This window comes from Sphingomonas sp. Root710 (assembly GCF_001429065.1).
GTDB lineage: Bacteria > Pseudomonadota > Alphaproteobacteria > Sphingomonadales > Sphingomonadaceae > Rhizorhabdus.
Genome location: NZ_LMIB01000017.1, coordinates 68,493 through 80,514, shown reverse-complemented (window position 1 = coordinate 80,514; position 12,022 = coordinate 68,493). Strand labels below are relative to the sequence as shown.

The window sequence follows — 12,022 nt, the reverse complement described above, 5'->3', positions numbered from 1 at the left end:
AGCCGGCCGCCTCCTCCCTCCCCAGGGATCAGAAAGCGTCGGCGGCCATCGCCATGATGCTGTCCTCGCCTGCGGAAATGCTGGCGGCAAGGCCCTGCGCCTGGGGCAGGATACGCTTGGCGAAGAAGTCGGCGACGAGGCGCTTGCCCGCGTGCAAGGGCGTGTCGCGCTGTGCAGCGGCATCCGCCATGCGGACCCACATCCAGCCCATCGAGACCAGCGCGAACAGACGCAGATAATCGACCGCAGCGGCGCCGCCCTGATCGATACCCGCGCCCCGCAACGACAGCGTCGTCTCGCGCAGCAGCGACAGGGCGGCAGCGACCCGATCGGTGACCGGCGTGCCGGCAGAGCGGGCGAGATCGGCGGCAATCAGGTCGAAATAGCCATCGACCACCGCGCCGCCCGCGAGCGGCAGCTTGCGGCCGACCAGATCGATCGCCTGAACGCCGTTGGTGCCTTCGTATATCTGGGTGATGCGCGCATCGCGGACATATTGCTCCATGCCCCATTCGCGGATGTAGCCATGGCCGCCGAACACCTGCTGCGCCTCCACGGCGGCTTCGAAACCCATGTCGGTGAAGGACGCCTTGATCACCGGCGTCAGCAGCGCGACCAGCGCGTCCGCCTTCGCCCGCTCCGCCGCGTCGGGATGACGGTGCGCCCGGTCGAGCTGAAGCGCGACCCAGCCGCTGAGCGCGCGGCCAGCCTCGACATAGGCGCGGATGCCGAGCAGCATCCGGCGGACGTCGGCATGTTCGATGATCGCGACCGGGCCGCGCGCGCCATCGGCGCTGCGCCCCTGCAGCCGCTCGCGCGCATAGCCGGTCGCCTGCTGATAGGCGGCCCCGGCGATACCGAGGCCCTGGATTCCGACCATCAGCCGTTCGGCGTTCATCATCGTGAACATCGCGGCAAGGCCCCGGTTCGGCTCGCCGACCAGCCAGCCAGTCGCGCCGTCATAGTTCATCAGGCAGGTCGGCTGGGCGTGGATGCCCATCTTCTTTTCCAGAGCGCCGACCGACATCGTGTTACGCACCGTGAACGCGCCATCCGCGCCCGCCAGATATTTGGGGACGAGGAACAGGCTGATCCCCTTGACCCCCGGCGGGGCGTCGGGAAGCCGGGCGAGGACGAGGTGGACGATATTGCCGCCAAAATCATGATCGCCCGACGAGATGAATATCTTGCTGCCGGTGACCGCATAGCTGCCGTCGGCCTGTGGCTCTGCACGGGTCTTGAGCAGGGCGAGATCGGTGCCAGCGCTGCTTTCGGTCAGCGCCATCGCGCCGGTCCATTCACCGCTGATCATTCGCGGCAGCCACAGCGCCTTGAGCTCGTCGCTCGCATGCGCCGCTATCGCCTCGCACGCGCCGCGGGTGAGGCCCGGGAACAGGCCGAACGATATGTTCGCCGCCGAGATCATCTCGTCGAGCCACAGCTGAAGGATGAAGGGGAGACCCTGCCCGCCATAGGCCGGATCGGCGGACAGCGCGGTCCATCCCGCCGCCGCGAAGTCGCGGAACGCCTCGGCGAAGCCCGGCGGCGTCTGCACTTCGCCATCGATCAGCCGGCTGCCATGCTCGTCGCCCTCGCGGTTGATCGGGTGCAGCCGTTCTGCGCACATCTTGCCCGCCTCGTCGAGCACTGCCGCCGCGAGGTCAGCATCGACGTCGAGGCCCAGCTCGCCCATCGCGCCGTCGAACCCGAGAACTTCGGTCAGCAGGAAGCGATAATCGTCGATCGGCGGAACATAGCTTTGCACAATATCTCTCCAGCGAATGCGTCAGACGGCTTACCAAACATCTGTTACAATGAAAAGCGATGTTTGTCCGCGGACCTCTCGCATCCTATTCGTGGCGGAAGATGGCGACGATCTGCGCGGCGATCTGGGCAGGGCTCAGGCGTCCGGCGCGATACCAGTCGCCAGCCGCATTGAGCTGCGACAAGAGGAGATTGCGGTAGATCGAGCGGTCGATATGCGCGGGCAGCGGCAGCGAATCGACGATAGCCCGGAACTGTTCTTCGAACCGGTCGCGCCGCGCGATCAGCTGCTCGCGTACCGGCGGCGAGACCTCGCGGAAATCGTTCATCATCGGCAGGGTGAAGGAATCGGGATCGAGCTGGACCTCGAGCAGCGCGGCGCACGCCGCCTCGAGTTTGCCCCAGGGCCCGGATGCACGCGCGACGGCACGGGCGATCTTGTCCGAAGCCTCGTCGAGCGCAGCATTGTGCAGCTCGACGAACAACGCGTCCTTCGACTTGATGTGGTGATAGAGCGAACCGCCGAGCACCCCCGCCTGCTCGCCGATGTCGCGCATCGAGGTGCCGCGATAGCCTTTCCGCGCGAACAGCTGCGCCGCGATCTCGAGGATTTCGCGGCGGCGGCTACCGGATTGTTCGGGAAGGGCCGGCGCTGCGGCCGCGGCAAGCTTGGTCATCCCGCGTAGCTAACACAGCTACACGGGCCGATGTAATCCCTCGCTTGCGGCGGCCAGCGCTACAGGAAGTGCAGACCGACCCACTCCGCCACGACCGCGGGTTTGTCCTCGCCCTCGATCTCGACGGTCGCCGCGATCGTCGTCTGCCATTGCCCCGGCGCCCGTTCGGCCAGCTTGACCAGAGAGAAACGGCCCCGCACCCGCTTGCCGGCCCGGACGGGTGCGACGAAGCGCATCGCGTTCATGCCGTAATTGACCGTCATGGCAGCGCCTTCGATCCCCGGCACCGCCGAATAGGACATCGCGCTCATCATCGAGAGGATGAGGAAGCCATGGGCGATCGTGCCGCCGAACGGCGTGGCGGCCGCGGCTTCGGGATCGACATGGATGAACTGATGATCCTCGGTGATGTCGGCAAAGGCGGTGATGCGGGGCTGATCGATCAGGAACCAGTCCGATACCCCCAGTTCCTGCCCCACCTTCGCGGCATATTGATCGAGCGACAGCGGCGCGGGCATGTCAGAGGACCTCGAACAGGCCGGCGGCGCCCATACCGCCGCCGACACACATGGTGACGACGACATATTTGGCGCCGCGCCTCTTGCCTTCGATCAGCGCGTGGCCGGTCATCCGCGCGCCCGACATGCCATAGGGATGACCGATCGAGATCGAGCCGCCGCTGACGTTGAGCCGGTCCTCGGGAATGCCGAGGATGTCCTGGCAATAGAGGACCTGGACGGCGAAGGCTTCGTTGAGCTCCCACAGGCCGATATCGCCCATGGTCAGGCCGAAGCGCTTGAGCAGCTTGGGCACCGCGAAGACCGGGCCGATGCCCATCTCGTCGGGCTCGGTGCCTGCCATCGCCATACCGACATAGCGGCCGAGCGGGGTGAGGCCGCGCTGGGCGGCAAGTTCGCTGGTCATGACGACACAGGCCGAAGCTCCGTCCGAGAGTTGCGATGCGTTTCCGGCGGTGATCACCCCGCCCTCGACCACCGGCTTCAGGCTGGCGAGGCCTTCGGCAGTCGTCTCGGGCCGGTTGCCTTCGTCCTTGCTGAGCGTCACGTCCTTGCGGGTCGTCTCGCCCGTCGCCTTGTCGGTCACCGCCATCGTCGCGGTGACGGGGACGATCTCGGCGTCGAATGCGCCGGCGTCCTGCGCTTTCGCGGTCAGCTGCTGCGAGCGCAGCGCATAGGCGTCCTGCCGCTCGCGGCTGATGCCATAGCGCCGGGCGACCGTCTCGGCGGTCTGCAGCATCGGCATGTAGATATCGGGCACCATCGCGACGAGTTCGGAATCGGAATCGACCCGCATCGCCGGGGTCTGCACCATCGAGATCGATTCGACGCCGCCCGCGACGACGACGTCCATACGGTCGACGATCACCTGCTTGGCGGCGGTGGCGATCGTCATCAGGCCCGACGAGCATTGCCGGTCGATCGTCATGCCCGAGACGGAAGCCGGCAGGCCCGCGCGCAAGGCGGCGGTGCGGCCGATGGTCGCCTGAACGCCCTGCGGCAGCGCGGCGCCGAACACCACATCGTCGATTTCAGCGGGATCGACCCCCGAACGCTCGACCGCCGCGCGGATCGCATGGGCGGCAAGCGTCGGCGACGGGGTCGCATTGAACGCACCGCGATAGGCCCGGCCGATCGGCGTGCGGGCGGTGGAGACGATGACGGCGTCGCGCATCAGTTCGCCTCCGCCAGTGCGGCTTCGCGATAACCGGCCTTGGCCAGCTCGACCTTGCTCTGATCGAAACCGCTGACCGGAATGATTTCCCCGTCGCGGTCGGCGATGGTTTCCAGATTGGCGAGGATCTGTTCGGCGGCTTCATCGCCGGTGCCGACGAAGATGCCGCGCGTCAGGGTGATGTGCGCCTGCTCGAACGCGCCCGCGCCGGCGCAGAGGATCGTGCGGTTGGGGGCCTGCTCCGACGCCAGCGCCAGTACCGCGGGGCTCACCGATTCCGGGGCCAGCAGGTCGAGAACCTCCTGCGGCATCAGGCCTTCCAGCATGCGGGTCGCGCCGGTCGGGGCGAGGCAGTTCACATGGATATTGTTCTTGGCGCCTTCGAGGCCAAGCGTCTGCATCAGTCCGACAAGGGCCAGCTTGGCCGCGCCATAGTTGGACTGGCCGAAATTGCCGTACAGCCCCGACGATGACGTCGTCATGATGATGCGCCCATAATTCTGGCTGCGCATCTGTTCCCACACAGCCTTGGTGCAGTTGGCCGCGCCGGTCAGGTGCACCGCGACGACCGCCTGGAAATCCTCCAGGCTGAGCTTGGCGAAGGTCTTGTCGCGCAGGATACCGGCATTGTTCACCAGGATGTCCACCCGGCCCCAGCGTTCCACCGCCGCGGCGACCATCGCTTCGACCGCGGCATAGTCGGTGACCGACGCGCCATTGCTCATGGCTTCGCCGCCCATCGCTTCGATTTCATCGACGACCTTCTGCGCTGCGGTAATCGAGCCGCCGGTGCCGTCGGTCGCGCCGCCGAGATCGTTGATGACCAGCTTCGCGCCGCGCTTGGCCAGCAGCAGCGCATGGGCCCGGCCCAACCCGCCGCCCGCACCAGTAACGATGGCAACCCGCCCGCTGAGATCGATCGTCATAATGCCTCCCATCTGCCGCGCCCGGCGCGACTCGCCTTTCGCTGCACGTGCGAAAGCTTCGGAGGGCTAGCTAGCCAGCAAGGCCAGGCTGGTCAAATATTTTTTACATCAGTACCATTTATGGATTGACCCAGTCGCCGGTCGTGATGAGAGCGCGCAACAGCGCTGCGAAGCTGCCCCGCACATCGGCGAGGTCGGCGAGCTCGGCGCCCGTGGCGAGGATGCGGATGAGCTTGCCGCGGAACAGCCCCTGGATGAGCAGCGGATCGATCCCGCCCGGCGGACGGTCGAAGCGCGACAGCAGCCGGCCCCAGGCCTCGTTCTGATCGGCGATCGCCGCCCAGAGCGTTGCGCGCAGCGACGGCTGGCGCGCAGCCTCGAGCCAGATTGGATAGCCGGCGAGACTGACCGGGCCATATTCGGTGGCCTCGCGCAGGAAGACCGCGGCGGTGAGATCGGCGAGCCGCTCGATGTCGAGCGCGCTGTAATCGACGCTCGCCATGGTCATCCGATAGCGGTCCTTCGATGCTTCGAACAACCGGATCTGGGCGGCGTTGAGCAGCGCTTCCACCGACGGGTAATAATAGATAGGGGCGGGGGCACTCAGCCCGGCGCGGGTCGCGACCGCGCGATAGCTGATCGCACCGGGCCCTTCGTCGATCAGGATCGCGATAGCCGCATCCAGGATGCGGGCACGAGTCTCGTCGGCCTTGCGCCCGCCGCGCGGCGTAGCGGGGGCGACGTCGCCCTCGGACGCGGAAGGCGCCCACAAGGCCGCGGGACCACCTCCGTCGAACAGCACCGCCTCGACCTGTGCCTCGTTCAGCCCGAGCGGCACGACGACGAAGATCAGCCCGATGACGATGTCGATCGCGGTGCGCGCGACGGGCACCGGATCGTCGACGCCCAGCGCGACCGCGATCTCGCGCCATATCTCGTGCAGCCGCCCGAACCACTGCCCGGCGAGCATCCGGGCCTCGGGATGGCGGGCGGCATCGAGGATGATCTCGCACCAGGCGAGCGTCGCCATCCGGTCGCGGCCCGCGGCATTGGCGACGACGCGCATCGCGAAGTGGCGGAACGACAGCGCGGGGCGCTCGGCGCGCCTCTCGAGGAAATGACGAAAGGCCTCGGTATAGCCGTGGAGCAGTTGCGCCGATGCGTCGGCGATGATGTCGAGCTTGGTTTCGTAATGATAGGTAGTCGCGGCGAGCGACACCCCCGCCTCCTGCGCGACCAGCCGGTGGGTGACGCCCGCTATGCCATGCCGGGCGATCACCGCGATAGCGGCTTCGGCGATGCGATTCTGGCGATCGACCGAGCGCTGCTGCCGGGTCGCGCGGGCCCGCGCCGGGCGTTGAGCCGGAAGCTCGCCCGACGCGCGAGAAGGTTTATGCGAAGACATGACCGGAGCCGCCGATAGCGCCGATCATCGGCTTGTTGAAGCTCACGCTCCCAGGAACTGCCCGGGCCGGACGCCCAGACAGACATCGTCGAGCGTCGCCACCAGCGTGAAGAGATGATGGACCTTGGGCAATTCGTAGCGGAAGAAGTAACGGCAGGCCGCTATCTTGCCGGCATAGAAATCATCCTCGCCGCCGCCCGAAGCCCCGACCGACGCGCGCACCGCTAGCGCCTGGCGCAGCCACATCCAAGCGATCGCGACATGGCCGAAGGCATCGAGATAGAGCGTGGCGTTGGCCAGGCCACGCTCGGCATCCTCGCAGGCGAGCACCGACGCGGTCGACTGGCGGAGCGCCGCCACGGCGCTTTCCAGCGCCGCCGCCTCGGCCTGCAACCCCGCATCCGCACTGGCCGCGGCGATCGTCGCGCCGATCTCGCCGAGCAGCAGATCGAGCGCTGCGCCATCGTTCATCCGTACCTTGCGACCGAGCAGATCGATGCCGTGGATCGCGAAGGTGCCCTCATGGATATGGTTGAGACGGTTGTCGCGGTAGTGGCGCTCGACCGGATAGTCGCGGGTATAGCCGTAGCCCCCCAATATCTGGATCGCGAGCTTGTTGGCCTCCAGGCAATGTTCGGACGGCCAGGACTTGGCGATCGGCGTTAATATCTCGAGCAGCAGGCCGATCCGCACGCGTTCGGCCGGGTCGGCCTCCAGCTTCTGCCGGTCGATCAGGATCGCACAGTGGAAGATCAGCGACAGCGCGCCTTCGATCGACGCCTTCTGCGCCAGCAGCATGCGGCGGACATCGGCATGTTCGATGATCGGCCGCTGCGGGCTGTTCGGGTCCTTGATGCCCGGCGCGCGTCCCTGCGTCCGCTCGCCCGCATAATCGACCGCATAGAGAAAGCCTGCCAGCGCCGACATGACCGAGCCATGGCCGACCGCCATGCGCGCCTCGTTCATCATGTGGAACATATAGCTCAGGCCCTTGTGGGGCTCGCCGACGAGCAGGCCGATGCAGTCGCCTTCCTCGCCGAAGTTCAGCAGGCAGTTGGTGGTCCCGCGATGACCCATCTTATGATTGAGTCCGGCCAGCGCGACATTGTTCGGCTCGCCCGGCCGGCCATCGGCGTCGACCCGGTATTTGGGAACGATGAACAGCGAAATGCCCTTAACTCCGGGCGGACCGCCGGGGATCTTCGCCAGCACCATATGGACGATATTCCCGGTCATCTCGTGATCGCCGCCGGATATCCACATCTTGGTGCCGGTGATCCGGTAGCGGCCTTCGCCCAGCGGTTCGGCGCGGGTGCGGATGTCGGACAGCGAAGAACCCGCCTGCGGCTCCGACAGGCACATGGTGCCGAGCCAGCGTCCGTCAAGCAGCGGTGCGAGGAAGAGCCGCTTCTGCTCCTCGGTGCCGAACGCCGCCAGCAGATTGGCATTGGCGGCGGTCAGCATCGCATAGTTGAACACCGACAGATTCGCCGCCGCGAACATGCCGTTGACCGCCATGTTGACGATCCAGGGCAGTTGCAGGCCGCCGATATCCTCATCGAACCCCGCCGCGCTCAGCCCTGCTTCGGCATAGGCCCGCAACGCCTCGCCGACTTCGGGCATGATCTCCACCCGGCCGTCGACGAACCTCGGCTCGTTGGCGTCGAGCGCCGCCGCGAAGGGAAGGAATTTGGTCTCGGCCAGCCCCCGCGCCATATCGAGAATCTGGCCGATCGCGGGGCGGTCATAGGCCGCATAGCGCTCCGTGCTGAGCAGCGCTTCGAGGTCGAACAGCTCGTAGAGCAGAAAGTCGATGTCCCTGCGGTTGACGATGAGAGACACGGCGCGGTTCCCCGGAACAATATGCGACCCCACACCCCCACGGCGCGGCGCGATAGCCGATCGCTATAGCGACGCACGCCATATCGTCAATTATTTTACCTTATGTACCATTTTACAGAGGCGTCAGCGGACAGCTTCTCCGGCGCGCGAGAGCAGGGTTTCGGCCTGCTTGAGATGCGGGCGGTCGATCATCTTGCCATCGAGCTTGAGCGCCCCCGCGCCCGGGTTCGCCGCGAACATCGTGATCACGGCCCGGGCGTGCGCGATCTCGGCCTCGCTGGGGCTGAAGCCTGCGTTGATCACCCCGACCTGCGACGGATGGATCGCCATCATGCCGGTAAAGCCGTCGCGCCGTCCGCGCGCGACATAGGCCGCGAGTCCCTCGGTGTCGGCGATATTGGGGTAGACCGTCTCGATCGCGGCGACCCCGGCGGCGTGCGCCCCGAACAGGGTGAGCGCGCGAACCACCTCATAGGGCGAGGTGTAGCTGCCGTCGGAATTGCGCGACGTGGCCGCGCCGATCGCGGCGGGCAGATCCTCCGCGCCCCAGGTCAGCCCGGCGAGCTGGCCGCCGACCGCGCGATAGTCACCCAGCGCGAACACCGCCGCCGCCGTTTCGCTGGCAATCGGCAAGATGGCCGGCAGAGCGCCGCCCGCCATGTCGGCGAGTTGGCGCACCGAAGCCGCGCCCTCCGCCTTGGGGAGCATCAGCCCATCGGGCCCTGCGGGAAGAACCGCCGCCAGATCGTCGCGGACGAAGGCGCTGTCGAGCGGATTGACCCGCACGAAGCAGGGAATATCGCGCGGCCGGCCGAGCCATTCGGCGATCGCCGTGCGCGCCATGGGCTTGTTTTCGGACGACACCGAATCCTCGAGATCGAGGATCAGCGCATCGGCGCCGCTGGCCGCCGCCTTGGGAAAACGTTCGGGCCGGTCGCCGGGGACGAAAAGGAGGGATCGTAGTTTCATGATGTCTCGCATCGCGCCTCGGAAGGGTTATGACAAGCTCCGCGACGAACAAGATGGGTGCATTCGGGGAAAATTCCCTTGATGCGACAGGACAACAGGAAGCCGATCCATGGATGAAGCGCTACTCGTCATTGCCGCCGGGCTGATCGCTGGTGCGATGAATGCGCTGGCCGGCGGCGGTTCCTTCGTCACCCTGCCGGTGCTGCTGGCCACCGGCATGCCCTCGGTCGCCGCCAACGCCACCAGTACGGTGTCACTATGGCCAGGCGGGCTCGCGAGCGCGGTCGTCTATCGCGGCGGGCTGCGTCCGATCGCCGGAGTGGGCCCTAGGGTGATGCTGGCGATCAGCATCACCGGCGGCGCGATCGGCGCGGGGCTGTTGCTGTGGACGCCCGAGCGGCTGTTCGACCGGCTGCTGCCCTGGCTCGCCTTGCTGGCGACTCTCGCGCTGGCCTTCGCGCCGCGGATCGGCCCGTGGATGCAGGCACGCCTCGGGTCGCGCGGCGCGCCGCTGTTGCTCGCCGGACAGCTGCTGCTCGGCATCTACGGGGGCTATTATGGCGGTGCGGTCGGACTGATGATGAGCGCGCTGTGGAGTCTGATCGACAGCGCCGACCTGAAGGTCCTGGCCGGTTCGCGTCTCCTGATGGCCACCGCCGCCAATGCCGCCGCGATCCTGTGCTTCGCGCTGGCCGGGATCGTCGCCTGGGGCACCGTGCTGCTGCTGGGCGGCGGCGCGCTGGCCGGCGGCTATGCGGGCGCAGCGCTTGGCAAGCGCCTGCCGCTACCGCTGGTGCGTGGCGTGACGCTGGTGCTGTGCGTCGCGATCACCATCGCCTTCTTCCTGCGCGCCTATCGCTGACCAACCGGCACGCACCTTTCCCTCCGGCCCCGGCATCCCTATCTTGCGGCGCGATGCCGCCTGACAATATCTCCGCCGCGACCGCCAATCCCGAACAGGGCTGGGCCACGCTTCGCCGTTTTCTGCCTTATCTCTGGCCGAAGGGAGAGCCGGGCCTGCGCGCCCGCGTGGTGATCGCGCTGCTGCTGGTGCTGGCGGCGAAGAGCGCAGTGCTGCTGATGCCCTTCGCCTACAAGGCGGCGATCGACCGGATGACGCCGGGCTTCGAGCCGGGAGTGATGATCGCGCTGGCGATGGTCGCGGCCTATGCCGGGGCGCGCTTCGGCGGCGTGCTATTCGATAATATGCGCAATGCCATCTTCGAGCTGGTCGGCCAGGACGCGGGCCGCCGCCTGTCGGTCGAGGTGTTCGCCCAGCTTCACAAGCTGTCGCTGCGCTATCATCTCGAGCGGCGCACCGGCGCGCTGACCAAGATCGTCGAGCGCGGCACCAAGAGCATCGACACGATGCTCTACTTCATGCTGTTCAACATCGGCCCGACGATCTTCGAGCTGACCGCTGTCTGCCTGATCTTCTTCTTCAAATTCGGCGTCGGCCTGGTCCTCGCCACGCTGGCCGCGATCGTTGCCTATACGGTCTTCACCCAGCGGGTGACCGAATGGCGCGCCAAGATGCGCCGCGAGATGGTCGAACATGACACTCGGGCCTCCGCGCGCGCGGTCGACTCGCTGCTCAATTACGAAACGGTCAAATATTTCAGCGCCGAGGCCCGCGAAACCGAGAATTACGGCAAGGCGGTCGCGGCTTATGCGCGTGCGGCGACCAAGAATGAAAGCTCGCTCGCCATCCTCAACATCGGCCAGGCCCTGATCACCAACGGCATGATGGCGGGCGCGATGGGCTATAGCGTCTACGGCTGGAGCCGGGGCTGGTATTCGCCGGGCGACGTGGTGTTCGTCAACACCATCCTGATGCAGCTGTTCCGCCCCCTCGACCTGCTCGGCATGGTCTATCGCGAGATCCGCCAGGGGCTGATCGACATGGAGGCGATGTTCAAGCTGATCGATACCCCCGCCGAGGTCATCGACGCGCCCGACGCCACGCCGCTGGTCGTGACCGGCGGCATGGTGAAGTTCGAGGATGTCCACTTTGCCTACGATCCGGAGCGGGAGATCTTGAAGGGGATCGACCTGACGATCCGTCCTGGCGGAACGCTCGCGGTCGTCGGCCCGTCCGGCGCGGGTAAGTCTACCCTCGCCCGCATCCTCTACCGCTTCTACGAGATCAGCAGCGGCAAGGTGACGATCGACGGCCAGGACATAGCGAAGGTGACGCAGGCGTCGCTGCGCCAGGCGATCGGCATCGTCCCGCAGGACACCGTGCTGTTCAACGACACGATCGGCTACAATATCGGCTATGGCCGCGACGGTGCGACCCAGGAGGAAATCGAGGCCGCCGCCAGGGGCGCGTCGATCCACGACTTCATCCTGTCGCTGCCGCAGGGCTATGCGACCAAGGTCGGCGAGCGCGGCCTGAAGCTGTCGGGCGGCGAGAAGCAGCGCGTGGCGATCGCGCGCACCCTGCTCAAGAATCCGCCGCTGCTGATCCTCGACGAGGCGACCAGCGCGCTCGACAGCCGCACCGAAGCCGATATCCAGTCGACGCTGCGCGGCGTCGAACAGGGCCGCACCACCATCGTCATCGCCCACCGCCTGTCGACGATCGTCCACGCCGACGAGATCGTCGTGCTGGAAGCCGGCCGGGTGGCTGAGCGCGGCACCCATGCCGAACTGCTCGCGCGCGACGGACTCTATGCCGAGATGTGGATGCGCCAGGCGAGCGAGGCCGAGGAAAGGGAAGCGGCGTAGATTCCCGCATGACCGTT

10 protein-coding genes are annotated in these 12,022 nt (G+C 66.8%); 2 read left to right on the top strand and 8 right to left on the bottom strand.

Going from position 1 to position 12,022, the window contains the following annotated elements; translation table 11 throughout:
• Positions 1 to 28 precede the first annotated feature (28 nt).
• The 8 genes from ASE00_RS19840 to ASE00_RS19805 all read right to left on the bottom strand — a co-directional run bounded on the left by ASE00_RS19840 (position 29) and on the right by ASE00_RS19805 (position 9,275).
• Complete coding sequence (locus ASE00_RS19840) at positions 29 to 1,765, bottom strand: acyl-CoA dehydrogenase C-terminal domain-containing protein (protein WP_056383463.1); 1,737 nt, start codon at positions 1,763 to 1,765, stop codon at positions 29 to 31.
• Positions 1,766 to 1,850: 85 nt separating this feature from the next.
• Positions 1,851 to 2,441 (bottom strand): TetR/AcrR family transcriptional regulator, encoded by a 591-nt coding sequence (locus ASE00_RS19835; RefSeq protein WP_056383462.1) that lies wholly within the window; start codon positions 2,439 to 2,441, stop codon positions 1,851 to 1,853.
• Between the two features lie 59 nt (positions 2,442 to 2,500).
• The gene (locus ASE00_RS19830; protein ID WP_056383461.1) at positions 2,501 to 2,959 is read right to left on the bottom strand and encodes a MaoC family dehydratase; all 459 of its coding nucleotides are present in this window, start codon (positions 2,957 to 2,959) and stop codon (positions 2,501 to 2,503) included.
• A 1-nt stretch (position 2,960) separates the two neighbouring features.
• A complete protein-coding gene (locus tag ASE00_RS19825; RefSeq protein WP_056383460.1) occupies positions 2,961 to 4,133 on the bottom strand; it encodes an acetyl-CoA C-acyltransferase in 1,173 nt (390 codons plus the stop codon).
• Positions 4,133 to 5,059 carry an SDR family NAD(P)-dependent oxidoreductase gene (locus tag ASE00_RS19820; RefSeq protein ID WP_056383459.1) on the bottom strand — a complete coding sequence of 309 codons (927 nt, stop codon included), beginning with the start codon at positions 5,057 to 5,059 and terminating at the stop codon, positions 4,133 to 4,135. The genes ASE00_RS19825 and ASE00_RS19820 overlap by 1 nt, the downstream gene beginning before the upstream one ends.
• 118 nt (positions 5,060 to 5,177) lie before the next feature.
• A complete protein-coding gene (locus ASE00_RS19815) occupies positions 5,178 to 6,464 on the bottom strand; it encodes a TetR/AcrR family transcriptional regulator (protein ID WP_056383458.1) in 1,287 nt (428 codons plus the stop codon).
• A gap of 42 nt (positions 6,465 to 6,506) precedes the next feature.
• Positions 6,507 to 8,306, bottom strand: coding sequence for an acyl-CoA dehydrogenase (locus ASE00_RS19810; RefSeq protein WP_056383457.1), 1,800 nt, complete (start codon positions 8,304 to 8,306; stop codon positions 6,507 to 6,509).
• 123 nt (positions 8,307 to 8,429) lie between these two features.
• Complete coding sequence (locus ASE00_RS19805) at positions 8,430 to 9,275, bottom strand: HpcH/HpaI aldolase/citrate lyase family protein (RefSeq protein ID WP_056383456.1); 846 nt, start codon at positions 9,273 to 9,275, stop codon at positions 8,430 to 8,432.
• Between the two features lie 109 nt (positions 9,276 to 9,384).
• Here ASE00_RS19805 and ASE00_RS19800 point away from each other — a divergent pair, with 109 nt between their 5' ends.
• The gene (locus tag ASE00_RS19800) at positions 9,385 to 10,137 is read left to right on the top strand and encodes a sulfite exporter TauE/SafE family protein (protein ID WP_056383455.1); all 753 of its coding nucleotides are present in this window, start codon (positions 9,385 to 9,387) and stop codon (positions 10,135 to 10,137) included.
• Positions 10,138 to 10,190: 53 nt separating this feature from the next.
• Positions 10,191 to 12,005 carry an ABCB family ABC transporter ATP-binding protein/permease gene (locus ASE00_RS19795; protein WP_056383454.1) on the top strand — a complete coding sequence of 605 codons (1,815 nt, stop codon included), beginning with the start codon at positions 10,191 to 10,193 and terminating at the stop codon, positions 12,003 to 12,005.
• Positions 12,006 to 12,022 lie beyond the last annotated feature (17 nt).

Coding starts and splice junctions, on each gene's coding strand:
- ASE00_RS19835 (WP_056383462.1), bottom strand. CDS start 2,441: ATGACCAAGCTTGCCGCGGCCGCAGCGCCGGCCCTTCCCGAACAATCC.
- ASE00_RS19830 (WP_056383461.1), bottom strand. CDS start 2,959: ATGCCCGCGCCGCTGTCGCTCGATCAATATGCCGCGAAGGTGGGGCAG.
- ASE00_RS19825 (WP_056383460.1), bottom strand. CDS start 4,133: ATGCGCGACGCCGTCATCGTCTCCACCGCCCGCACGCCGATCGGCCGG.
- ASE00_RS19820 (WP_056383459.1), bottom strand. CDS start 5,059: ATGACGATCGATCTCAGCGGGCGGGTTGCCATCGTTACTGGTGCGGGC.
- ASE00_RS19815 (WP_056383458.1), bottom strand. CDS start 6,464: ATGTCTTCGCATAAACCTTCTCGCGCGTCGGGCGAGCTTCCGGCTCAA.
- ASE00_RS19805 (WP_056383456.1), bottom strand. CDS start 9,275: ATGAAACTACGATCCCTCCTTTTCGTCCCCGGCGACCGGCCCGAACGT.
- ASE00_RS19800 (WP_056383455.1), top strand. CDS start 9,385: ATGGATGAAGCGCTACTCGTCATTGCCGCCGGGCTGATCGCTGGTGCG.
- ASE00_RS19795 (WP_056383454.1), top strand. CDS start 10,191: ATGCCGCCTGACAATATCTCCGCCGCGACCGCCAATCCCGAACAGGGC.